The 20,396-nt window shown below is 58.2% G+C and carries 24 protein-coding genes; 7 read left to right on the top strand and 17 right to left on the bottom strand.

Annotated elements, in window-relative coordinates; genetic code table 11:
- Window positions 1–2: 2 nt before the first annotated feature.
- The 4 genes from ET33_RS12460 to ET33_RS12445 are packed head-to-tail and all read right to left on the bottom strand — an operon-like array spanning window position 3 to window position 3,670.
- Complete coding sequence (locus tag ET33_RS12460; protein ID WP_144028778.1) at window positions 3–965, bottom strand: beta-ketoacyl-[acyl-carrier-protein] synthase family protein; 963 nt, start codon at window positions 963–965, stop codon at window positions 3–5.
- Between the two features lie 19 nt (window positions 966–984).
- A complete protein-coding gene (locus ET33_RS12455; RefSeq protein WP_036681381.1) occupies window positions 985–1,923 on the bottom strand; it encodes a 3-oxoacyl-[acyl-carrier-protein] synthase III C-terminal domain-containing protein in 939 nt (312 codons plus the stop codon).
- Window positions 1,920–2,189, bottom strand: coding sequence for a hypothetical protein (locus ET33_RS12450; RefSeq protein ID WP_036681379.1), 270 nt, complete (start codon window positions 2,187–2,189; stop codon window positions 1,920–1,922). Before ET33_RS12450 ends, ET33_RS12455 begins: the two co-directional genes overlap by 4 nt.
- The gene (locus ET33_RS12445; RefSeq protein WP_036681375.1) at window positions 2,186–3,670 is read right to left on the bottom strand and encodes a class I adenylate-forming enzyme family protein; all 1,485 of its coding nucleotides are present in this window, start codon (window positions 3,668–3,670) and stop codon (window positions 2,186–2,188) included. Before ET33_RS12445 ends, ET33_RS12450 begins: the two co-directional genes overlap by 4 nt.
- 186 nt (window positions 3,671–3,856) lie before the next feature.
- Between ET33_RS12445 and ET33_RS12440 the strand changes: the two genes are divergently transcribed.
- Genes ET33_RS12440 through ET33_RS12430 form a run of 3 tightly spaced genes read left to right on the top strand, consistent with a single transcriptional unit; the run spans window position 3,857 to window position 6,389 of the window.
- Entirely contained in the window at window positions 3,857–4,783 is a 927-nt protein-coding gene (locus tag ET33_RS12440; RefSeq protein WP_161783538.1) for a 3-oxoacyl-[acyl-carrier-protein] synthase III C-terminal domain-containing protein, read from the top strand.
- Between the two features lie 44 nt (window positions 4,784–4,827).
- On the top strand, window positions 4,828–5,865 hold the full coding sequence (locus tag ET33_RS12435; protein WP_036681370.1) for a beta-ketoacyl-[acyl-carrier-protein] synthase family protein: 1,038 nt from the start codon (window positions 4,828–4,830) through the stop codon (window positions 5,863–5,865).
- The gene (locus ET33_RS12430) at window positions 5,862–6,389 is read left to right on the top strand and encodes a hypothetical protein (protein WP_036681368.1); all 528 of its coding nucleotides are present in this window, start codon (window positions 5,862–5,864) and stop codon (window positions 6,387–6,389) included. The genes ET33_RS12435 and ET33_RS12430 overlap by 4 nt, the downstream gene beginning before the upstream one ends.
- A gap of 152 nt (window positions 6,390–6,541) precedes the next feature.
- On the opposite strand, the gene ET33_RS12425 is transcribed toward ET33_RS12430, so the two are convergent.
- From ET33_RS12425 to ET33_RS12400, 6 genes are read right to left on the bottom strand one after another with little or no spacing between them, the layout of a single operon-like run.
- Entirely contained in the window at window positions 6,542–7,543 is a 1,002-nt protein-coding gene (locus ET33_RS12425) for an NAD-dependent epimerase/dehydratase family protein (protein ID WP_036681366.1), read from the bottom strand.
- Between the two features lie 30 nt (window positions 7,544–7,573).
- Entirely contained in the window at window positions 7,574–7,822 is a 249-nt protein-coding gene (locus ET33_RS12420; protein ID WP_051775290.1) for an acyl carrier protein, read from the bottom strand.
- A gap of 40 nt (window positions 7,823–7,862) precedes the next feature.
- Entirely contained in the window at window positions 7,863–9,074 is a 1,212-nt protein-coding gene (locus ET33_RS12415) for a glycosyltransferase (RefSeq protein WP_036681364.1), read from the bottom strand.
- Entirely contained in the window at window positions 9,049–9,813 is a 765-nt protein-coding gene (locus ET33_RS12410; protein ID WP_051775289.1) for a glycosyltransferase family 2 protein, read from the bottom strand. Before ET33_RS12410 ends, ET33_RS12415 begins: the two co-directional genes overlap by 26 nt.
- Window positions 9,810–10,169, bottom strand: a complete 360-nt coding sequence (locus ET33_RS12405; protein WP_036681362.1) for an HAD family hydrolase — start codon at window positions 10,167–10,169, stop codon at window positions 9,810–9,812. The genes ET33_RS12410 and ET33_RS12405 overlap by 4 nt, the downstream gene beginning before the upstream one ends.
- Window positions 10,166–10,990 (bottom strand): sugar phosphate isomerase/epimerase family protein, encoded by an 825-nt coding sequence (locus tag ET33_RS12400; RefSeq protein ID WP_051775288.1) that lies wholly within the window; start codon window positions 10,988–10,990, stop codon window positions 10,166–10,168. Before ET33_RS12400 ends, ET33_RS12405 begins: the two co-directional genes overlap by 4 nt.
- 227 nt (window positions 10,991–11,217) lie before the next feature.
- On the opposite strand from ET33_RS12400, the gene ET33_RS36365 reads away from it, so the two are divergent.
- Window positions 11,218–12,165 (top strand): hypothetical protein, encoded by a 948-nt coding sequence (locus ET33_RS36365; RefSeq protein WP_051775287.1) that lies wholly within the window; start codon window positions 11,218–11,220, stop codon window positions 12,163–12,165.
- 80 nt (window positions 12,166–12,245) lie between these two features.
- On the opposite strand, the gene ET33_RS12385 is transcribed toward ET33_RS36365, so the two are convergent.
- Genes ET33_RS12385 through ET33_RS36360 form a run of 4 tightly spaced genes read right to left on the bottom strand, consistent with a single transcriptional unit; the run spans window position 12,246 to window position 15,547 of the window.
- Window positions 12,246–13,229 (bottom strand): BtrH N-terminal domain-containing protein, encoded by a 984-nt coding sequence (locus ET33_RS12385; RefSeq protein WP_036681353.1) that lies wholly within the window; start codon window positions 13,227–13,229, stop codon window positions 12,246–12,248.
- On the bottom strand, window positions 13,204–13,794 hold the full coding sequence (locus ET33_RS12380; RefSeq protein ID WP_036681351.1) for a hypothetical protein: 591 nt from the start codon (window positions 13,792–13,794) through the stop codon (window positions 13,204–13,206). Before ET33_RS12380 ends, ET33_RS12385 begins: the two co-directional genes overlap by 26 nt.
- A gap of 12 nt (window positions 13,795–13,806) precedes the next feature.
- Complete coding sequence (locus tag ET33_RS12375; RefSeq protein WP_235206703.1) at window positions 13,807–14,826, bottom strand: RnfABCDGE type electron transport complex subunit D; 1,020 nt, start codon at window positions 14,824–14,826, stop codon at window positions 13,807–13,809.
- A 43-nt stretch (window positions 14,827–14,869) separates the two neighbouring features.
- The gene (locus ET33_RS36360) at window positions 14,870–15,547 is read right to left on the bottom strand and encodes a helix-turn-helix transcriptional regulator (protein ID WP_051775286.1); all 678 of its coding nucleotides are present in this window, start codon (window positions 15,545–15,547) and stop codon (window positions 14,870–14,872) included.
- A gap of 232 nt (window positions 15,548–15,779) precedes the next feature.
- On the opposite strand from ET33_RS36360, the gene ET33_RS12365 reads away from it, so the two are divergent.
- Window positions 15,780–15,980, top strand: coding sequence for a hypothetical protein (locus tag ET33_RS12365; RefSeq protein ID WP_036681349.1), 201 nt, complete (start codon window positions 15,780–15,782; stop codon window positions 15,978–15,980).
- Window positions 15,981–16,102: 122 nt separating this feature from the next.
- On the opposite strand, the gene ET33_RS12360 is transcribed toward ET33_RS12365, so the two are convergent.
- The 3 genes from ET33_RS12360 to ET33_RS12350 are packed head-to-tail and all read right to left on the bottom strand — an operon-like array spanning window position 16,103 to window position 18,687.
- The gene (locus ET33_RS12360; RefSeq protein ID WP_152570626.1) at window positions 16,103–16,891 is read right to left on the bottom strand and encodes an ABC transporter permease; all 789 of its coding nucleotides are present in this window, start codon (window positions 16,889–16,891) and stop codon (window positions 16,103–16,105) included.
- 4 nt (window positions 16,892–16,895) lie between these two features.
- The gene (locus tag ET33_RS12355; RefSeq protein ID WP_036681345.1) at window positions 16,896–17,705 is read right to left on the bottom strand and encodes an ABC transporter permease; all 810 of its coding nucleotides are present in this window, start codon (window positions 17,703–17,705) and stop codon (window positions 16,896–16,898) included.
- A complete protein-coding gene (locus tag ET33_RS12350; RefSeq protein ID WP_036681343.1) occupies window positions 17,689–18,687 on the bottom strand; it encodes an ABC transporter ATP-binding protein in 999 nt (332 codons plus the stop codon). Before ET33_RS12350 ends, ET33_RS12355 begins: the two co-directional genes overlap by 17 nt.
- Before the next feature lie 237 nt (window positions 18,688–18,924).
- Between ET33_RS12350 and ET33_RS12345 the strand changes: the two genes are divergently transcribed.
- Together ET33_RS12345 and ET33_RS12340 are read left to right on the top strand one after the other, a co-directional pair.
- Entirely contained in the window at window positions 18,925–19,713 is a 789-nt protein-coding gene (locus tag ET33_RS12345) for a phytanoyl-CoA dioxygenase family protein (RefSeq protein ID WP_036681341.1), read from the top strand.
- 1 nt (window position 19,714) lies between these two features.
- Window positions 19,715–20,059 (top strand): VOC family protein, encoded by a 345-nt coding sequence (locus ET33_RS12340; RefSeq protein WP_036681339.1) that lies wholly within the window; start codon window positions 19,715–19,717, stop codon window positions 20,057–20,059.
- Window positions 20,060–20,396: the final 337 nt, after the last annotated feature.

Below are 20,396 nucleotides of genomic sequence, written 5' to 3'. Positions count from 1 at the left end.
GCTCACCATCCGCTTTCTTTCGAGTATTGCAGATCAATCGCAGCCGCCCCGTAGTCCAATCCGGCGAACAGCAGACAGACCCGGTCTCCCCGCTTCAGCTCCCCGCTCGCCTCCAGTCCGCGAAGCGAAACAAGCGGATCGGCGCACAGCAAGTTCGCCTCGCTCCATGCCGCCCTCTCGAACAAGCGAATGCGCCCGTCTTGGTGAACGGCGTTCCGTATTTCCCGGAGAAACGCAGCGCTCACCTGCTGCGCGACCAGCCAGCTGCGCCGGACATCGCCGTCCCGCAGCCCCGCTGCAAGCCGCAGCGCCGCCTCCGTTACTTGGCGCTCCGCCGCTTCAAAATGCCGGCGCTCCCACTTGAAAGGCGGCTGCGCGAGCGGTCGGCACAGCGCGTAGCGCGTCCCGGCCCACCGGTAATCCCCCGGCGGCTCCGAGGATAGCACCCAGCACGCCGCCGCGTCTCCCTTCGGATACGCGCGATGAAAGCGGCGGCCGAACGGCGGCTTGACGCAGTCCGCCGCCACAAGCAAAGCACTCCGCTTGCCCTCCGCGCCGAGAAACGCGGCGAGCAGCTCCGCTGCGGATACCGTCGCCAAGCTGCCCTGCTGACCGACGCCAAACGGCAGGCCAGCTTTCAGGCGCAAAGCCTGCGCCATCTGCATCGCGGGCAGCGTGGCGGGATGCGGAGCGGACGTTTCGTGGGCCCAGCACAAATAAGCGGGGGCAGGATGTCCGGCCGCCGCCCCGGCCAGCAGCCCGGCCGTCAGCTCGGCTACGCTTCCCTGAAAGGCAGGGACGCCCGCGCAGGAATTCCCGGCGGCGTCGGGCAGCGGCACTCCTTCGATGCGATGGAGGGCCTCCGCATACCCGACCGCGGGATTGGCCGCCGGGCCGGAAGCCGGAGATGGAACGTCCCGATTAGCAGGAACCGCAATGTCGGGCGACGACAGATAGACCGTCATGCCGGCTTCTCCTTCCGCATTAATATTGATGTACGGCACAGCCGAAGCTTCCCAGTCCGACCGATACCGTCATATACCGGTCCCCCCGGCGGAGTTTTCCGCGAAGGACCGCGTCGTGCACGTTATACCAAAGATCGGAGCCGTGCAAATGGCCGACCTTCGCTATCGTATCCGTATAAAACAGCCCGCTGTCGCAAGGCAGCATGGAAGCTACCTCCTCCCATGTCGTGCGATTGACGTTACTCCCGAAGATGAACCGGAGGTCGCCGACGGTCAGCCCACATTCCCGCAGCGCCGTGCGAATCAACTGACGGATCGCAAAATGATACGTCGTCTGAAACCATTTGACGTGCTCCGGTTGAGAATGAAGTCCGGCATCCATGCCTGCATCGAAGACGCTGCGCAAGTAAAACGTCCGGTGCGGTCCGGCCTCCCGGGTCATGTAGCAGGCGCACGCCGCGTCCCCGAGCAGCGAATGGGGCAGCCGCTTAAGCGCGGGATGGAACGCTTTGTCGGCCGTAACGAGCACGATGCCTTCCGTGCTTCCCGCATGCAGCAATTGTCCTGCCGCCTGCATCGCAAGATGCACGGTAGCGCAGTTGTGCTGCGACAAGGCGAACACCGGCGTATCGCCGATCTCCGGCGCATCCCGCAGCGCGTGCTCGTCGTGCCAGGACAAGTCCAGCGTCCGAGCGATGACGATCCGGTCGACCGGCCGCCCCTGCCGCCGAAGCCGGATGAGCAGCGGTCCGCACGCCTCGGCGAGCATGCCGCCGAGCCGTTTCGAGCGCTCGACCGGTACCCGGTCGAAGCCGTACCGCCCGCGAAAGCGCGCCACATCCTCCGGAGCGAACGGGAATCCGGCCTGCCGCAGCTGCCGCGCCACGTCCTCCACGGCTGCGGTGCCGGAAGGAACGTACACGGAAAGCTCGGGGACGGAAAAACAAACCCGTGTCACGGCCCGGCTTCCGGCAGCGCCGCTTCAATATAGTCGAGCAGCTCCGAAAGCGGCCTCTGGTTCCCGTTCCATATATTCCGCACGTCCAATTCCACATCGAAAGCGTTTTCCAACTCTACCATTGCCTGGATGAACCGTACGGAGGAGAGCTCCAGCTCGGGATCTCCGATGCAGCTCTCCTCCGTAAGAACGCTTTCCTCCGCCCCGCAGCCGGCCAAAATCCGCTTCATGCTCTTCCACACCACATCGCGTTGGCTCGTATTCATTCCTGCCCCGTCCCCTCCTGTTCGTCCTCGCAGACGTACCGTTCTTTCCAGCTCGGCAAAGCACCGTCCAAATGAATCTCGTGCGGGATTTTGTAAGCGGCCAGCTGCGTTTTCAAATAATCGCGTACGGCCTTGACGCTCACTCCGTCATCCGCCGTCAGCCACGCGACAATGATTTCCCCTTGCAGCTCATCCGGACGCCCGGCCACCTTGGCTTCTCGAATCCGAGGCATGTGCTTGAGCACATCTTCGATTTCCTTCGGGTTTACTTTACGGCCGGCTACATTGATATGCCGGGGCACCCTTCCGATGACCGTCAGCTCTTGCTCCTCGATCGTTGCCAGATCGTCCGTCACAAACCATCCCTCTTGAACGGGACATTCCTTCCCGGAGCCGGCAACGTATCCCCCGAAGAGACTTGCGCTGCGGACGGCAAGCCTGCCGTCGGCTTCCATTCGCGCTTCCACCCCGGGCAGCAAATCGCCGCAGCTTCCTTTCCGGTGACGACGATGCGGGTGCTCCGCCGCAACTGCGCCGGTCTCCGTACTGCCGTACAATTGCAGCACCCGCTTGCCGAATTTGCCTTCGAATGCCGAGGCCGTATCCGGCGCAAGCGCCCCTCCCGCAGAGATAGCAAAACGGAGCCGTCCGGCATGCACTTGGCCGATGTGGCGGGACATGCACAAAAGATGATAAAAGGAAGGAACCCCGAGCAGCACCGTGCCTTGGCAGGCGCGGAGCAAATTGGCCGCCTTGCGGGGAGTCGGATGCCGGCAAATGTGCAGCGTCGCCCCGGCGGTCAGCGAGCCGAACAGCGCTCCCGTCAAACCGTACAAATGATGCAGGGGAACGGTCGCAACCAGCGAATCGTCCGGACGATATCCGAACCAATCGCGGTATTTGCGCCCTTCCCGAAGCAGCGTTTGCATCGACAGACAGGCCAGTTTGGGCAGGCCGGTCGACCCTGAGCTCAGCAGATACAAGCTGACAGGCGCTTCGCCCGGTTCTTCCTTTCGACCTGGTCCGCCGCTTCCTCCGTCCACTTTCTGTCCGCCCGGCTTCCGTTTTCCGTCAAGCTCGTCCGCCTCCGTTTTGCCGGGTGCCAGCAGCCTGGAATACGGGACCACCGGAGCCATTTGCGCGGTCTTCGCACCAGCCGGCGCTCGATCTTCAGGCGCGATCCAGCAGCCAACACGGCCGGATGCGCCGATTCTGGCCAAATCGGATGTTGTCTGCAGGTCGTCAACAGGAAGCACGGCAACGCCCCCATCGAGACAGCTTAAGAGAAGAATGACCGAGTCGACGCTTTGATTCATCACAAGGCCGACGGGTTCCAAATCCATTCCGCCGGCGGGAAACCTGCCCCGGACGATTCCGATGCGCTCCGCCAATTGCCCGTACGTGACGGCTTCGTTTCCCTCCGCAAGCGCGATCTTGTCCAAAGGCGCCGTCTGCTCCAAGAGCCGCAATAGTTCTCCCATATCCGCTCCCCCTTTCTTGGTCGCTTACCCATCATTATAGAAGCGGCGGGTCCCGTCCTCTCGGCTTTCGTTGGGCCCGCCAGCCCACCCGCCGTCCACGCACGGTACACGCCGGATTTATGTACAAAACGGCGGGCTCCGCGTTACGTTAAGGACAGTCTATCCGCAGGAGGGAGGGAGATGCCGATGGCCGGATTATCGCATGTCGCCGGTTACATACCCGCGGAACGTCCATCCCTGTACGAGCTGCGGGAGGCGTTGGAAATCAGCGAAGCCGAGCTGCGCATCCTGATCCAGTCGCACGGCCTGCGCCGCATTGCGGTCGAGAACAAGCTCCGTGTCCACGAAATGATCGGCGTCGCTGTCGACCTTCTGTTCGAAGGGAGGGCGGAATTGGCGGGAGGGATCGGGCTCATCTTGTGCACGTCTACGTTTCCGACGTTCGTCCCGTATCTGTTCGATCCGTTCGCAGGCATGCAGCGCAAGTGGGGTATGGAGCGGGCGGAGGTCCGATTCGTATCTCAGCTCAACTGCGCTTCGCTGAACTTCCTGTTCCGGTTGGCCCGTCTTTGGACGGAGCGGCGCGGGAGCGCCGTTCTCGTATTGGCCGCAGACAAAATGGGGCTGCCGAGGAGCCGCTATTTGCAGGACAGCACGGTATCGGCCGACGCTGCCGCAGCGGCCGTCGTTACGAATACAGCGGCCTGTAACCGGATCGTCGGCTCGGCCGTGCAGTCCAACGCTTCCGTATACAACAGCATGCAGGCTTCCCCGGAGGAGTACGCCTGGTTTCAGAATACGTTTACGGTCGGTCTGGTCAAAGTGCTCCGCGACGTATTGCAGCAAGCGGGAGTAACGGCGGAGCGGCTGCGGTACGTGTTTCCGGCGAATGTCAACCGGGGGACGTGGCAGCGGGTTGCCGACGCTTCGGGGATTCCGCTTGAGAGGTTTTATTTCCCGACGATGGCGGAAATCGGACATGCTCATAATGCGGACCCATTGTTGAACGCCGAACACGCCCTGCGGCATGGGATGCTGCAGCCGGGCGATCTGTTCGCTACGCTGACGGTAGGCATGGGGAGCACCTTCGGATGCACGTTATTCCGTCATTGAGAGCAAGACTGAGTACGATTCGGAACGATACGGGAGGATCAGCCTTGACCTGGTACTTGTCTCACATCACGCCATATCCCTTCTATGAAGAGCAGCCGGATCGGCTGCTGTCCGGAGGCGTGCCGCAGATGACGCGTTTTCCGCCTGAAGAACCGCTGCTGGCGCTGTACGAACAATACGGAATGAACCAACAGGAACATACGTTCCTTGAACAAGTTCCCTGGGAACTAAAAGCGAGGCCCGTTCCGGTCAGCCATGCGGAATCGGCGGCGCATATGGGAACGGAGGCGCTCCGCGCCTTGCTGGAGAACGCCCCCGAAGCGCGGGAGAAATGCCGTTATCTCGTGTACGGCCACGAAACGACGGAACCGAACTTTTATTTGACCCCTTGTCTCTATGTCAAAAAAACGCTCAAGCTGAAACGGCTCTTGCCATTCGCATTGAGCCGTTGCGGCTCCTGTACGCTGCCGGGCGCCTTGGAGCTGGTGAAGACGCTCCATCCTTCCGCTCCCGGGCAGGCTGCTGCGGAATCGCTCTTCGTCACCGCCGACCGGCTGTGCCCCCCGCATCCCCGCTATTGGTTCGATGCCGATCCGAAGGGAGATGCGGCGGCCGCTTGTCTCCTTTCGACCGCCGGCGGCGACTGGGCCGTGGTCGATTCGGTAGCGGACGGCTGGCCGCTCGCCCCGGACGATCCGTACCGGTGGTCGGAAGCCGACTACCGCCGGCACGAACGGCGGCTGCTCGCCGGATGCCGTCAAGCCGTCTCGGTCCTGCTGCGGCGCAACGCCGCAGACGCCGAACGGATCGTGCTGGCCGTGTCGCAGACGCTGAGCTCGACGTTCCGCCGTTACGTGGAGAGGCTGCTGCCTTATCCCGTTTACCGCCGGACGTATGCGGCAGGCTGCAACCTGCTCGGCAGCGACTGCCTGCTTTCCCTCAAGGAGGCGGAGGACGGCCATTCGTTTCAGCCGGGCGACTGCGTCCTGCTCCTTCAAGCCGGCCCGCTATCGCACCTTGGGCTGCTGCTGCTTCGCAAAACGAACAAATACGGAGAAATGAACGGAGGGTATGCCGAATGACGACTGATTTGCCGAATAATACGGCCTCCCGCATGCTGCTGCGCAGCGACGGTTCGACGACGCTGCTTCTGGAAAGCATGCTAGAGACGGAGCTGGGCGTCCGGGTGATCGGACAACAGACGGTTCGCGGAGAAAGCATCGACGGCAGTATCCGCGACCTGCTTGAGGCGAAGCCGGAAACCGTTTTATTCGAGCGGTATTCCGAGCTGGAAACGCCGAACGGGCAATGGGTTTCGCGCAACTATGTCGTGGCGCAGATCGACGGAATGGAGCTGTTCCTTGGCCAGTTAAAAAATCACAAGATTCCGCTCGGCAAATTGTTGATGTCGTTCAAGCTGGCGGCGTACCGCAAGCTGCTGGGGTACGGCGCCGAAGAGCGTCCGCTGGACGGCCGGACGGTTCGACTACCGTACAAGCACTATGTCATCTGCGGCGAAGCGGGACCGAAAATCTATATCCGGGAAGCGTTCAATCCGAATTACGTCACCGTCCCCGAGAACAGCGATCCGGCTTGCGGGAGCTAGCTCCTGCAAGCCTTTGCTGCTTCCGGCGACTTTATCCCCAGGCAAGCTTGCGGCCGTTACCGCCTGCTGCGGAAAAAACCGTCTGGAAGCCTGTCCTTGCAACGACAAAACAGCCTGCTTCCTCTTTTTAGGAAAACAGGCTGTTCGCGTTATTACCCCAGCTCATCCCACTCCGCCAGCCAACGGGCTTCCTTGTCCGGGTCGAGACCCATGCTGCGGCCCGGAACCGGCGGGCGGGCGTCGCACCATTCCAGCGCAGCTGCGATCGTATCTTCGAGCGTACGGAACGTCAAACCGGCGGCTAGCGCTTTTTCCACGCTGATGTTCATATAGTGGGTGAAGCTTTCCAAGCCTGCATGCACCGGAAACCACAGCGGAATTTCGTCCCACGGGCTTGCCCCACGGCTATGTAAAAATTCGTCGCCGACCCAGACGAGCTCCGGATCACCCCCTGTCACCCATGCACAAGCCTCAAGCAGCCTGCGCATCGTAAGCGGCTCCGCCGGGCCTACCGCGTTGAACGTGCCAGCCGTCTTGGCCTCCGCCATCCGAATGATCCAATCGCTTAAATCGCGGACATCGATGAACTGCAAGCGTGCTTCCGGACGGCCCGGGGCCAATACCCGGCCGCCCTTGCGAATGCGGATCGGCCAGAACGCAAACCGATCCGTCGGGTCCTGAGGACCGACGATCAGCCCGGAGCGGACGTTCAACGCCCGTCCCGGCATCAGCTCCTCCAGCTGCCGTTCGCACAGCGCCTTCAGCTCCCCGTAATGCTTGCGGACGTTCTCCGACGCAGGATCGTCCAATTCTCCGACCGGATCGCCTTCGTGAACGCCAGGCTTGCTGAAATCCCGGTAAACGGAAATGCTAGAGACGAACGTATAATGCTCCACGCAATCGGCCAGCCGTTCTGCCGACTGTTTGACGATTCTCGGCACGTAAGCCGACGTGTCGACGACGGCGTCCCACCGTCGTCCCTTTAAAGCGGACAGATTGCCGTCGCGGTCTCCCCTCAGCTTCTCCGCTTCCGGGAGTATTTCCGGGTTCGTTATTCCTCTCGTGAATAGCGTGACCTCGTGACCAAACCGCAGCGCGGATTGCGCCAAATGGTAGCCCAGAAATACGGTTCCGCCCAAAATTAGCAGCTTCATCGTTCCTCTCCCCCCTATTCGGTTCCCCGCTTATTCGTCGTCTTTCAGCGCCTGAATCGTCAAGGACAGGCTTCGGACCGACGCCAAATGCTCAGGGGTCAGCTCCTCCAGATCGAACGCGACGCCGCACGCCTGCTCCAATTCGAGCAGCAGCGAAACGATCGCCGCCGAATCGATGCCCAGGCTCTCGTACAGCCTGTCCTCATCCCCGATTTCCTCCGGCTTGATGGACAAATAGGCGCTAAGCGTTTCTTTGACCGTCTCCATAATCGGCTTCATGGTGATCCACCTTTCGTTTCAAAATAATATGCAGCTCGCTTCAACAAGTGGTTGAGCGGTTCGTGCCCCGAAGCAGCTGCTGCGCGCACTCGAATACCGAAAGCGCGCCTTGGTACCCGCGCTTTTCCAGCAGCTTTTGCAGATCCCCGGCATGGTCGCGGTATTCGTCCTGCATGATGTACTTCGACAGATCGTACAAGTGGGAGGGACTGAACGAACGCGGCATCATATACTCGCCGAGGCCGAGCTCGTGCAAATGCCTGGCGTTGAATTCCCGTTCCGTATGCGTCGGAATGATCAGCGAAGGGACTCCCCTTGCAATCGACGACATACAGCTGCCGTGTCCGCCATGATGAATGAACAGATCGAACTCGCCGACCCGCTCCTCCTCCACGAAAGGAACGATCCGGATGTTGGACGGCAGGCTGGCAAGCCATGCCTCCGGCAGCGCTTCCGACGTCGCGATAACGACGAAGACAGGGGTTTCGGCGAAGGCGCTTAATACCGCTTTTACCAGATACATGCCGGAATCGCCCGCCGAGTCGGCCAGCCTGCCCGGATAGACGAGCACGGCAGGCCGCCGGAAGTTTTTCTCCAGTTCTGCGCCCGCGGAGACAGGCATATTCATTGAGATCGGACCGACGTAACGGACCCGGTTATTGTAAATGCGGTCCATCTCGGGAATGCCGGGCACGATATCGACATCCGCTCGGAACAGCTCCTCCATCCGCTCCACCGCCGGCAGTCCGAACGTATACAGCAGCCGGTTCATGACCGGCGTCACCTTCGGCAAATTACGGGGCGGCGTCCCCCAAAAATACAGCGGTTTTCCATCCGGGTGAAAGCACGATTGGGTGATGGAAACGGACGGAATCCCGAGCACCTTGGCGGCAATCAGCGTATGGGGGCTCATATCGGCAATAACGAGGTCCGCTCCGATGCTCTCCAGCATGCGGATGCGCTGGCGAATCCACGCTTCCACGAACCGCTCGTCGAGCAATCCCATCTGCGCATAATAATGGTCCAAGTCGTAGATCGCCGGCTGCGGAGGAATGAGCTTGTCCGGATCGGGCATCGTCGGATCGTCGTCGACCAGAAACTTGTATCCGAGACGTTCTACCCACGCCATGCTGCTCTCGCCGTAGATGGACATGTACACCGAGGCCCCCGATTGGATGAAACGTTCTGCGGTCGGCGCGTTCCGCATCAAGGGGCCAAGTCCCCCGCTAAGCCCGAAAAAAATATTCGTCATTCTGGCGTTCCCCTTCCCGAGTTAATTCGTAGACGGAACGTTCGAAAGCTTGCAGCTGCTCGGGCGTTCCGATCGGATAACAAGCCTCAGCCGGTTCGATCCGGAAGCGGTGTCCTTTGCGGATAAGCTCATGATAAAGGGGAGCCACGTAATATTCGCCGTTTACGGTCTGCTTGCACTCCAGCGCTTCTTCTGCCACTTCGACAAAATGCCGCGTTTCGGCAAAATGGTACATGCCTGCCGTCGCATAGGGCGAAATGACTTCTTTCTCCCGCACCGCCGTTACGATGCCGGCTTCATCGACCTGCACGTAGCTGAGCTCCGGAGCCTGCGAGCGGAAAACGGGAATAACGCCGTCGATCCCTGCCGTCCGCTCGAAGCGAACGGACGGGTTCATACGCATATACGTGTCGCAATTGTAAATGAGCAGCGGATGGTCCGGATTCAGAAACGGCTTCGCCTCCAGCACCGTCAAAGCTTGCCCGCCTGTCGCCCGTTCCAGCTCGATGATGCGAGCAGACGGCGAATAGTCCAGCACCGTCCGGTGCAGCGGGTGGCTCTCGGCATCCTCGGCCAAGCAGACGAATATGGCGCCGTCGAGATTCACATGCGGTTTCAGGCTGTCCAGCGCCCAATAGAGCATCGGCCTCCCCGCCGCCTCAATAAGCATCTTCGGCACGGTAAAGCCAGCCTCGCGGAATCTTGTGCCCCTCCCGGCCATCGGTATGACAATATTCACAGCCTCCCTCCGTTCTGCTCCAGTTTGGTCATGACGGAAGGCCAGTCGCGAAACGTCAGCGCCAGATCGTCGATATAAACGTGGCCGTAAGGTTTGCCGAAGACGATCTCGTCGTACGGCACCTCGTGCTTGTCCAACCAGGCCAGAGTGAGCGCTCCGATACGGGCGACGGCCTTACCGGCGTTGCCGCCCTGCGTTTTCATGTTGCGGGCCGTATGAATAATGATTTCGTGCCCTTCGGCCTTCAGTCTTTGAAGCGCAGCTACGGCTCCCGGCAGCGGGAGGACGTCGCCGTACGATTGTTCCGGCCTCTTGAGCTCGCAGATCGTTCCGTCCAAGTCGACGACGATTCTCATCCCTCTCCCCTCCCGATCAGGCACGATTCCCGCCAGTAGTTGAGCGCCGCCGATATGGAAATTTCCGGCTCTTCCCCGGATTCGTCCGCTTCGAGCACGACCCAGCCTCCATAACCCATTTTCCCCAGGAAGTCCTTGAGCTCCTGAATATTTCCTTCTCCGAGGCCCGGCGGGCTGTACCGCGTCCTCCGTCGGAATCTGCCGGAGGGTGGCGAATCGATCGTTTGGTAATCCTTTACATGAATCCCCAGGATGCGTGACCCGTAGCGTTCCAGCAGTCCGTAAAGATCCAGCCCCGCTTCCGCCGTATGCACGACATCTACCACAAGACCGAGCTCCGCCGGACCTTCATTCATGACCAGCTCGATATCTTCCCCGTCAAAGATGCAGTGGCCCCAGTGCGGATGAATGGCAGCGCGAACCCCATGCATCTCGTATCTGGAAGCAATTTCCGTGATCATGCGAAGCAGTTTTTGCCGTTCTTCGGGTGTACGGTTTCTGTTATACCGGATGCCGGGACCAAGCACAGCCATCGGAATACTCGCTTGCTTCATGAGCCGGCCCAAGCGTTCGTGATGCGTATAGATCGCCCGCCGCCCGCGCCAATTCTCAAAATGGCCGAATTCGTAAACGCCGGATACCGAAGTGCCGTACCGGGTCAACAGCTGCTGGAGCTCGAACAAGCGGTGCTCGTACGACATAAGATGCGGGCCTCCGATTTCGACGGCCGGGCAGCCTGTCCCGGCAACGAAACGGATCGCTTCCTCCGTCCGATCACCCCAGACGGATACTTGGCAAGACAGACGCAGCTTGCAGTTCATGTCAGCCTCCTTTTGCGCACTGGTTTGGTTCAGGGTAACACGCTTCGGCGGGAGGCCGCTCGGCTTTTGCCGTTCGCCGGCAGCTGCGCCTCCAAACTACGAAACGAACGAAATGCGTGAACTCAAGTAAAGCAGAGAAGAAGCCCGTCGCTCCACGTATCATGAAAAGAGAACGGGCATCGTTTTCACCTGCATAACCACTCGAGGAAACGGAGGAACTAAGCCTCATGAACGAACGAAACGCAATAACGGACGATTCGCTTGCCTTATGGTATCCGATGCGCAAACGAATCTATTGGGCGCTGATAGGTATCGCCGTCGGCGTCTTCATCGCCGGGTTCTGGAACTATAAGCTCGTGGACGGCTTCGGCAACGAAATCGTCGCCGGCCATACGATCGGGAAAACGTCCGAGCTGGCGGGCTCCTACGGAGAACGCGGACTCGGCTTCGGCTTCCTGTTCGCATCCGTCGCCGGCTTGGCTGCTACTTTTACCGCTTGCAATTGCGTCGTGTTTGCGATGATTCCCGGTCTGGCCTGCGCAGACCGCCGATTATCCCGATCGGCCGCTCTCCGGGCCTTCGGCGTGTTTGCCTTTGCCGTCGTCGCAGTCTGCCTGCTGTACGGCTTGTACATCGGCAGCCTTGGCGCAGCCGGCATCGAGGCGTTTACGGATCGCAGCGCCCGCCTGGGGCGGGCCCAGGTCACGTTTACGTCGCTTGGCATCGTTATGGTCGCTTGGGGCGCGCTTGCCTTCGGATTTATGGACGGACTGAAATCCCGGCTTCCGGCCGGCGTGCGTTCGTTCTTCGCCCGGCCGCTGACTCAAGCGGGGATCATGGGAACGATGGTCGGCATCTTCTCCGTCGGCCGGCCGTTTCCCGTCTTTCGCGACTTTCTCGTCTATGCGGCTTCATCCGGCAATCCGCTCTACGCTTCTCTCGCCATGGGCGTGCAGGGACTCGGCCAAATCGCCTTCATGGTGCTCTTGTTTCTCGGCCTCGTCTACGCCTTCGGCAGCCGGCTCCTCCGCTGGGCGTCACAGCGCCCCCACCAGCCGCGACTGGTCAGCTCCATCGCACTCTTCATCGGGGGCGCCTATTTCATATACTATTGGGGCCTGGCCCGGGCGCTGGATATTGGCAGCTGGGGCTTCAAGCTGGGCTGGTATCACTAGCAGCTCCACATCAAACGTGCACAAAAAAGAAGCGAAGTTTGACGCCCGTTCAAAACTTCGCTTCTTTTTTGCCGCTCCGCCTAACGTTCCGGCATACTCCAATTGGGATGGGCCAGCAGCCACCCGGCCAACGCCTGCGTATGGTCCGCTTCCGCCTCCAGCAATCGTGCAAAGCGGCCTTCGATTCGGTCACGCAGCGACTTCGCTTCCTTGCGCAGCAGCCCCCTGGCGACCATATTGCCCATCACCTGCCAGTGCTGCGAAGCCTCCAACGCTTTTCCGGCGAGCTCCGGCAGTCCGCACAAGCCGAGAAACACATGAAAATGATACCGGGTGAAGGAAACTTCCTTAATCATTTTGTGCGTCAGGTCAAGCCATTCGCTCTCGGTTTCCAGCAGCCGCATCAGCTTTTCCCCAAAAACCGGAATCGCCGACAGCCCGTGCCGCATCGTTTCATCCAAATCCGCCTCAGGCGGACGCCCCTGCATCGCATCGACGTTTCGCTGAATCGCCCTGCGGTGATCAAATGAAGCTCCGGCGCAGTTTTGCTCCGTCTGCCGGGTCAAATAAAACAAATGCAAATCCTTATATCCGCCGTATCTCGATTGGTACGACTCCATCGCAGCAATCAGCTCCCGTCTGGAAATCGGCCCGACATACTGATAATAATGATCACATACGACGTAACCGCCCGGCGCCGTCCCAATCACCTCGACCGCATGCGAATCGTGCGCTTGCCGGTAATACGCATGGTACGGCAGCTCATACATGTCCGAGATGACGCCCGCCGTTCTTCCCAACGCCAGCCATTCGTCAAGCTGGACGGTCAGATCGCCGGCATCCGGGCTGCAGACTTCGACCCAATCGATTCCGTGGTAGTCGGCCAACTGCCGCCGAACCGGCGTATAATACGGATCGACGATGACGTAGTCTCCTTCGTCTTTATATCCGAATCCCGCCTGATTCCATACGAGCTCTGTCGGGGCACCGAGCCGTTTCAGCATGGCGGCCACAATAATTTGCGTACAATTGTGATAGTTATGAATATACGGTGCGTAATCCATTCGGCCTCCTCCGGTATTCCAGCGTCATTGCAAAAATATGCATGGAAGGATTATCTTCGAACACAAGAGCGGGCGCCGCCCCGGCCTCCCCGGGGTACGGAATCGAACAGATCCACAGATTCGGCCGGACATGCGCATATCGGCCCGATACCATGTGCATGCACGGAAGCGTCATCGCCAGACGGTCGCCGAAAGCCGGGCGGTCCGATACAAAATCCGTCAGCGCCAGACGCGCCGTATGAAGCAGCCGGTCCCCCGCGACAAAAGAAACGCGGTCGAATGAATCCCCGTTCGCCGAAACGCCCAGCGCATGAACGCAGTCAAGCGCCCCGGGCATCCATGGTAAAGCGACCGTTTGGCCGGACGTTTCGATATTGTCTCCGCCCTCCGACGTCTGATACCGGAACGGAATGCCGCCGAACCGGTACATCCGGCCAAACCGGATCGATTCTGCCGGAAACGAAGAGGAGCCCATGGTGAGCCTGCCTTCCCCGCACCGGGATTCGTAAGTAAATCCCCGGTTGTTGAAATAAGGCCGCAAATCCATCGCATGAAAAAATCGCACGATCCCGCCCTCCTATGCGTTTATTGACTTATTACGGCGCTTTAGCGATATGAGACGGTACGGAATGCCGTACAGCACGGTCACAATAAACGCCGCATAAAACAACGAATTCGTAATCGCCTGAAGGCGGAACAGCGCATCGACGAACGCAATCAGAAACGCCGCCGTCATCCGTGCCGCCGGGTGAGGGGCCGTCGTCTTCGGATCGGTGATCATGAAAAAGGTGAACAATTGAAACGACGCGCCGAGCATCGGTCCGAAGGCGTAATAAAGCGGCTCGCCGAACAAGTAATGGCGCAGGGCCGCGAACAGCACAAAGCTGAGCACGAACGCGAGCACCGTGTCCAAACGCTTGGCCGCGCCCGCTGCGATAAAGCCCAGGACAAGGATCAAGATCATCACGTCGATGCCGTTCGTCCACTGCTTCGGCGTGCTGACCGCATATTGGGGCAGCACGAACAGCAGAAACACGATGGCTATGTTGTTCGGATTGAACACATGGCTGCCTCCGATGCGTATGACATATTTCATGACGATCGCCAGGACGGCGGCCAGCACATAAGGCCAAACCAGATAGGAGCTGAGCAGCAAACTGAGGCCGATGCCGGAAATGATAGCGCTTAACGGAAAAATCCATTTTTTTAGAAGAATCCTCGCCAAAAGAAGCTCGGTTACCACCGCGCTGAGAACGGACGCGAAGAAGCTGTCCCATCGCTGGAAAAAGCCGAGAAAAAATTGTCCCGCGAAGACAAAGCTAATTAAAAACAATAAAATGAAATACCGGGCATCCCACTTGAATTTTGCGGCCATGACGGCTAAACCTCCTAACGAAATGGGGTAATACTGCCCCGCCGAATAGAAGAAGGACATATGCACCATATGGAACGGACTGCTGTAAAAGCAAGGATCGCGCGGAACTTCCGTTTCCGCGTCCGGGATGTCCGAGACGGCGTCCGTGCGTTCGGCTTCCTCGCGCATCGCCTCTTCCAGTTCGATGTAGCCGGCATCCCCGGTCTCTCGTTCGGGCTTCATGTTCAAGCTCCTCCTTAGGCAGAATTAACGTTCGGCTCCCGCATTAACCCGTGTAGGCTTTCGATGGGATACTCATCGGTAGGGACGGCGCCGGCTCGAAAACGGTTTTGCGGTAAGTAGACGGACTGATACCGACCAGACGCTTGAATATTCTAGAAAAATGCGTCAAGTCGTTGTAGCCGACCGAATAGCAGACGCTCGTCACCGACTCTCCTTTTATCAACAGCTTTTTAGCCGTTTCGATTCTGCGGCTCATAATGTATTCCTTGAAGCCAACCCCCGTTTTTTTCTGAAATACTCTTGAGTAATGATATTTGCTTACAAAAATATGATCAGACACCGTTTGAAGCGATAGGTCGGTTTCACAAAGATTTTGATCGATATATTTCAAAGATTCGCCGAACAACGAATGCTCCTCGGCGCACTCGGGACAGGGGGCCATCCTCTGCATCCAATCGTTAACCAATTGAATGTGAGATTCTCTGACCTTGGTCAAGATCATGGTCGGACTGTGGTTCGTCACAAGCTCGTGGACATACCATGAAGCCGGGAATGCGTCGTCGAAGGTTAAAAACGCTATCAAATGATAGCGACGTGCAGTTGCAATTTTCACGACTTCTTGAAAGCATCCCGTAATGACCAGCTGTGTCTTATGGGAGAGCTGACTCATAATTTTGCTGCTTTCTTCGCAATCACCGGGTTTTGGAAATATGAATAACATACTCAAGTAAATCGCTCCTTCCCCTGACCATGATTTTGTTTCATTTTACAACAGGTAAATTTAGGAACGATCTGCATTTGTTGCTAACCTTTAGTCTTAATTTGACATATTTTCTTCATATTCCCCTTTATTGAGCGCAAATTTACCCGACAATCCGACAACAAAACGCGAGTCCTTACGTTTCGGCGATCGTATGCTAAAGGCAGCACAAGTAAAGGAGGAACGGTCGTTCATGTATCCCTTCGATCGCTTTGAAATCGGGCTGCCCGACCGCCAGGCCGATTATCCGACGCAGGTTGCGGATTGCGCTTACGTCCGATGCGCGAACCCGATTTATGCCGGGGAACCGAATTGGCACTATTACGGGGAATGGTTCTGCAGCTCCCTGTGCATCGCCAAGCACCTTGGGGCGGATAAACGCTCCGCGAATTAATCGGAATTGACGCGACTAGGCGCCCATACGCAAACTTAGGCTGTCGAGCAAGTCGGCAGCCTTATGTTCGTTCATGCAATCAATCCGCCGTCCGCTAGGGGCTCCCTTGCTTGCCCGTTCGATCACGAGCCCGTGCTCGTATAGAAGCGGACGGACGTCCGCCAAAAATACCAGCTGGCCGCAAACCATACCGGCGCAAGCAGCAGCGTGGCGATCAGCATCTCCGCAGACCCTTTGTCCAGCAGCAGACCGACCGGAACCGTAAACACGAACAAAACCGGCAGCGCGTAGGAGAAGACGATTCGCGAGACGCCCCCGTATACCGTGGAGGGTACGAACAAAAAACCGAACAGTGAAAAAAACACCTGATTGACGAACTCCGCTCGCTGAACCCACATCGACAAGGTCACGATCACCATGCACACCGAGTACAGCATGACAAGACCGATAGCGGTAAACAGCAGCGCCCCTCCGAGCCGAAACCAATCGGCCTCCCAGCCGATATGCGCGGAGCTGTAGAGGATCATGCCCAGCGCCGATACGAGATTGAGCGCAAAGCCCAGATGCGGATCCGACAGCGAAACCATGAACTGGGAGTGGATCGGCTTTAACAGAACGAAATCGAGCCGGCCCGTCGTAATTTTTTCGGGAAGCGTCTGCAGGTTATTGATCGCGAGCATCAGAAACAGCGTAAAAAACAGCTCGGCGAACCCTCGGTAAAACAGCATTTCGTACTTGGTCCACCCCGCAATAGCATCCACATGGCCGTAAATCGTCCGGTAAAAATAGATAAACAAGCCGAAATTCACGGACATCCCGATGCCCCAAAATATAAAATGGAGCGGCGACTGCATTTCCCGAATTAGCGCGATTCGCAAAAACGTCAAATATACTCTCCCATACCTTCTCACGCGTTCATCCTCCCACCGCCTGATAACTTTTCACGCCTTTTCGCCAGATCCAATACGAGACGGCCGATAATATGCCGATCCACAGCAGCTGGCAGCCGATCCCTTCCATAATCTGCCGTTCGGTGAGTCCATTCGTGCAAATTTTTGCGGTAAAATACACTTGATACGGAAATGGAACGAGACGGAAAAGCCATTCGAGCGATGTAAACACATCCGGCGGGAACCACATACCGCTCAAAAACCAGTAAACATTGCTGAAAAATATGAACAGCACATGATACCGCACGAACCAAAAAGCCACCAAGCCCAAGCAGTAAAAGATCAGAAAGCTGATCGTAAGCCCGAGCAGCGCGCTCGCGATCGCCCAGCCCGGCTGCTGTGGAAGCGCATCGGGAGCGAGCAGACCAGCCGCCGTTAATCCGGGCAGCATCACGACAAGCGGGATGAACAGAAGCGCAAACTGAATGCTTCGGCGTCCCGCATTAACGAAAAACATATACGCGAAATAATGGACCGGCTTGTTCAAATACTGGTTCAGCTTGCCGCTCTCGATATCGCCGGCAATCGTGTAATGGATGCCGTCCGCCAGGACGACGTATTTCAATAGTGCGATAACGACCAGGTACAGCATCATGGAATGGGCATTGTAACCGGCAATGTCCGGCGTTTCGCGGAAAATCATCGCCCACATCGCCAGCGGGATGAGAAGCGTATACAGATTGATCAGCCAGCTTATGACAAAACTTAACCGGTACATCATCGCATCCTGCACGGTAAGCAGCCAGACAGTCCCGTATTTACGTAACCTCCGCATGCGGACCCTCCTTCCCGTACAGCCGCTCAATCGTATCTTCGATGGGCGGCTCCTCGACGCTGATATCCACCGGCATCCAGCGCCCGGTCGAGGCGATGAAATCCGGTACCCGCTCCCGTTCCAGCCGAAAGGTAAAATCGTAATCCCGGCAAGACATCAGAACATCCCGCCGCTGATCCAGCCATTCTTCTTCCGGAAGCGAGGCGAAGCGGACCTTGACGATCTGCCCTCCACCCATCCGGCGTTTGGCCTCCTCCAGGCTGCCGTCGTAGACGATCCGGCCTTCGCTAATGACAATAATGCGCCGGCAAAGCGTGACGATATCTTCCATGTAATGGCTGGTCAGCATAATCGTCGTCGCACCGCTTCGGCTGTATTCGCCGACAAAACTGCGCAAGCTTCGCTGCGAGGTCAGATCGAGTCCGATCGTCGGTTCGTCGAGAAACACGATTTTCGGATCGTGCAGCAGCGAGCCGATGATTTCCATCTTCATTCGTTCGCCAAGCGACAAATTGCGCAGCGGCACGCTCAGCAGCGGGTAGACCGACAGCGCGGAGGACAAGTCGTTCACCCTTTGCCGAAAACGCTTCTCCGGGATTTCGTAGATATCCCGGTTGAGCGTGAACGAATCGATCGCCGGAATGTCCCACCACAACTGGCTGCGCTGGCCCATCACAAAGCTGATCTGCCGCAAATATTCCCGCTTCCGCAGCGAAGGCTCATGTCCGAGTATGCGCACGTAGCCCGATGTGGGCGACAGGATGCCCGAGCACATCTTCAGTACGGTTGTTTTTCCCGCCCCGTTCGGTCCGATGAAACCGACCGTTTCGCCCGGCTCAATGCTGATATCGATGCCTTTGACCGCTTCGTTCACCCGGTATTCAGGACGGAGAATACCGCGCAGCGCGCCTCCAATCCCTTCCTGCTTCACCGGGACCTTGTACCGTTTCGTCAAACTTCTGACATCCACTGCTTTCCGCATGGCTTCGCTCCTTTTGATCGCTCAAGGCTTCGTCTTGTGCCATCTTAGCACGGGAACAACCGCATCAATAGGCGTACGTTGGCCGACTGTTCGGCGTTCGCCGTGCATCGCCGCACTCCGCAACAAACTCCGGACGGCCCGGCAACAAACGCCTAGGCAACCGCTTTCGTTTTCACTTATAGTGGAACAAACGGCTGCGGGCCGAAATCCGAATAAGGGACAAGGCAGGGAAGAAGGATGACCAGATGGATGACAACCGATGAGCGAGCGTTTTTTGACACAAATGGATATGCGGTGATTCAAGGGCTGTATACCCGGCAGGAGACGGAAGAGATGAAGCAAGAGCTGGACAAAATTTGGCTCGACGGCATCGTCGCGGGCTCCATTGTGCAGCAGCCGAAACGGCCGCTCGACAGCTTGTTTCCTCCGCTGCGCGACGTGCATCTGACCAGCAAGTACCTGCTCGGCGTTATGACCGATCCGCGCCAGTTCGACATCGTCGAGCAGATCATCGGCGAAGAGGCGCTGGCCATCGGAACCGGTTGCTTTTTCAAGCCTCCGGGGGCGGCGGCGCTTCCGTTTCATCAGGATAATTACGATATCGGGGTGGATCCGGGTACGACCTGTGCCGTATGGATTTCTCTGGATGATACCGATCCGGATAACGGCGGACTTCGTTTCGTGCCGGGAACGCAGCATCTGGGGCTGCTTCCGCCGAAAATTCCAGGTCACGCGTCCGTTTACGGGCAGGCGGTACCGGTGCCCCGCGGCTACGAAGTGGCCCATGTGCGGACAAGGCAGGGGGATGCCGTCGTGTTCGGCGGAAACATTCTGCACGGCTCCAATCCGAATGTCACCAAGCACCGGTTCCGGCGCGCGTTCGTCACGCATTTCGCCGGCGCCAGCACCGAAAAAATCATGGTGCATCACCTCGATTTGCGCAATCGTCACGGCGAGCTGATGCAGCGCCGGATGAACCGCTATCATAAGCTGCAATTTATCGATGAATATCAAAGGAGGAAATGACATGTCCGAATTGTTCAGCCGGGTGGATACCGTATTTCTAATCGCCGAGGAATTCGACCGGTCCATCGAATGGTACGGGGAGAAGCTCGGATTGACGCCGGGATACCGTTCCCGGGGCGCAGCGACCTTCCACGCGGGAAGCGGCAGTCCCCTTACGCTGATCGACGCCGCCGTGCTGGAGGAGGAGCACCCGATCTTCAACTTTTACACGCCCGATATCAATGCAGCCCACAAGCATCTGACGGAGCACGGCGCCGATCCCGGTCCGATCCGCCATTACGGCGATATGGCCACCTTCGACTTCCGCGACATTGACGGCCGGCTGCTAAACGTCTGCCATTATTGAGGCTTTGCGCGTATAAATCCGGTACCTTTTACGAAAGCAGGCGCTAACTCGGTTAGCGCCTTAGTAGTGTTGAGAAAGTGGTTTAACTAATACAGAGAAACATACGGAGGTGGGGTATGCACTGGAGGAGCGATAGCGATCGCCTTTGTCTGCGGGAAATATCCGCTGTTTAAGCGGCTTCAATCAAATTTCCTGCAGACCCGGGGTCCCCGCAAAGTACTCGGACTAGCTTCTCTGATTTAACTTCACTTTGTGGGGTGGAGCAGCGACCGGAAGTGTATACCCCACCCCCTCGTACTACCTGTAGTGCTCCCTGACCACTTTCTCAACAAGCTTC

Source organism: Paenibacillus tyrphae, from assembly GCF_000722545.1.
Lineage (GTDB): Bacteria > Bacillota > Bacilli > Paenibacillales > NBRC-103111 > Paenibacillus_G > Paenibacillus_G tyrfis.
Note: the sequence above shows the minus strand (reverse complement) of the source record. Positions and strands in the feature narration are given on the sequence as shown.

Excerpts from the sequence above, each read along its gene's own strand:
- ET33_RS12460 (WP_144028778.1), bottom strand. The coding sequence starts at position 965 with ATGACGGTCTATCTGTCGTCGCCCGACATTGCGGTTCCTGCTAATCGG.
- ET33_RS12450 (WP_036681379.1), bottom strand. The coding sequence starts at position 2,189 with ATGAATACGAGCCAACGCGATGTGGTGTGGAAGAGCATGAAGCGGATT.
- ET33_RS12445 (WP_036681375.1), bottom strand. The coding sequence starts at position 3,670 with ATGGGAGAACTATTGCGGCTCTTGGAGCAGACGGCGCCTTTGGACAAG.
- ET33_RS12440 (WP_161783538.1), top strand. The coding sequence starts at position 3,857 with ATGGCCGGATTATCGCATGTCGCCGGTTACATACCCGCGGAACGTCCA.
- ET33_RS12430 (WP_036681368.1), top strand. The coding sequence starts at position 5,862 with ATGACGACTGATTTGCCGAATAATACGGCCTCCCGCATGCTGCTGCGC.
- ET33_RS12425 (WP_036681366.1), bottom strand. The coding sequence starts at position 7,543 with ATGAAGCTGCTAATTTTGGGCGGAACCGTATTTCTGGGCTACCATTTG.
- ET33_RS12420 (WP_051775290.1), bottom strand. The coding sequence starts at position 7,822 with ATGAAGCCGATTATGGAGACGGTCAAAGAAACGCTTAGCGCCTATTTG.
- ET33_RS12415 (WP_036681364.1), bottom strand. The coding sequence starts at position 9,074 with ATGACGAATATTTTTTTCGGGCTTAGCGGGGGACTTGGCCCCTTGATG.
- ET33_RS12405 (WP_036681362.1), bottom strand. The coding sequence starts at position 10,169 with ATGAGAATCGTCGTCGACTTGGACGGAACGATCTGCGAGCTCAAGAGG.
- ET33_RS12400 (WP_051775288.1), bottom strand. The coding sequence starts at position 10,990 with ATGAACTGCAAGCTGCGTCTGTCTTGCCAAGTATCCGTCTGGGGTGAT.
- ET33_RS36365 (WP_051775287.1), top strand. The coding sequence starts at position 11,218 with ATGAACGAACGAAACGCAATAACGGACGATTCGCTTGCCTTATGGTAT.
- ET33_RS12385 (WP_036681353.1), bottom strand. The coding sequence starts at position 13,229 with ATGGATTACGCACCGTATATTCATAACTATCACAATTGTACGCAAATT.
- ET33_RS12375 (WP_235206703.1), bottom strand. The coding sequence starts at position 14,826 with ATGAAGCCCGAACGAGAGACCGGGGATGCCGGCTACATCGAACTGGAA.
- ET33_RS36360 (WP_051775286.1), bottom strand. The coding sequence starts at position 15,547 with ATGTTATTCATATTTCCAAAACCCGGTGATTGCGAAGAAAGCAGCAAA.
- ET33_RS12365 (WP_036681349.1), top strand. The coding sequence starts at position 15,780 with ATGTATCCCTTCGATCGCTTTGAAATCGGGCTGCCCGACCGCCAGGCC.
- ET33_RS12355 (WP_036681345.1), bottom strand. The coding sequence starts at position 17,705 with ATGCGGAGGTTACGTAAATACGGGACTGTCTGGCTGCTTACCGTGCAG.
- ET33_RS12350 (WP_036681343.1), bottom strand. The coding sequence starts at position 18,687 with ATGCGGAAAGCAGTGGATGTCAGAAGTTTGACGAAACGGTACAAGGTC.
- ET33_RS12345 (WP_036681341.1), top strand. The coding sequence starts at position 18,925 with ATGACCAGATGGATGACAACCGATGAGCGAGCGTTTTTTGACACAAAT.
- ET33_RS12340 (WP_036681339.1), top strand. The coding sequence starts at position 19,715 with ATGTCCGAATTGTTCAGCCGGGTGGATACCGTATTTCTAATCGCCGAG.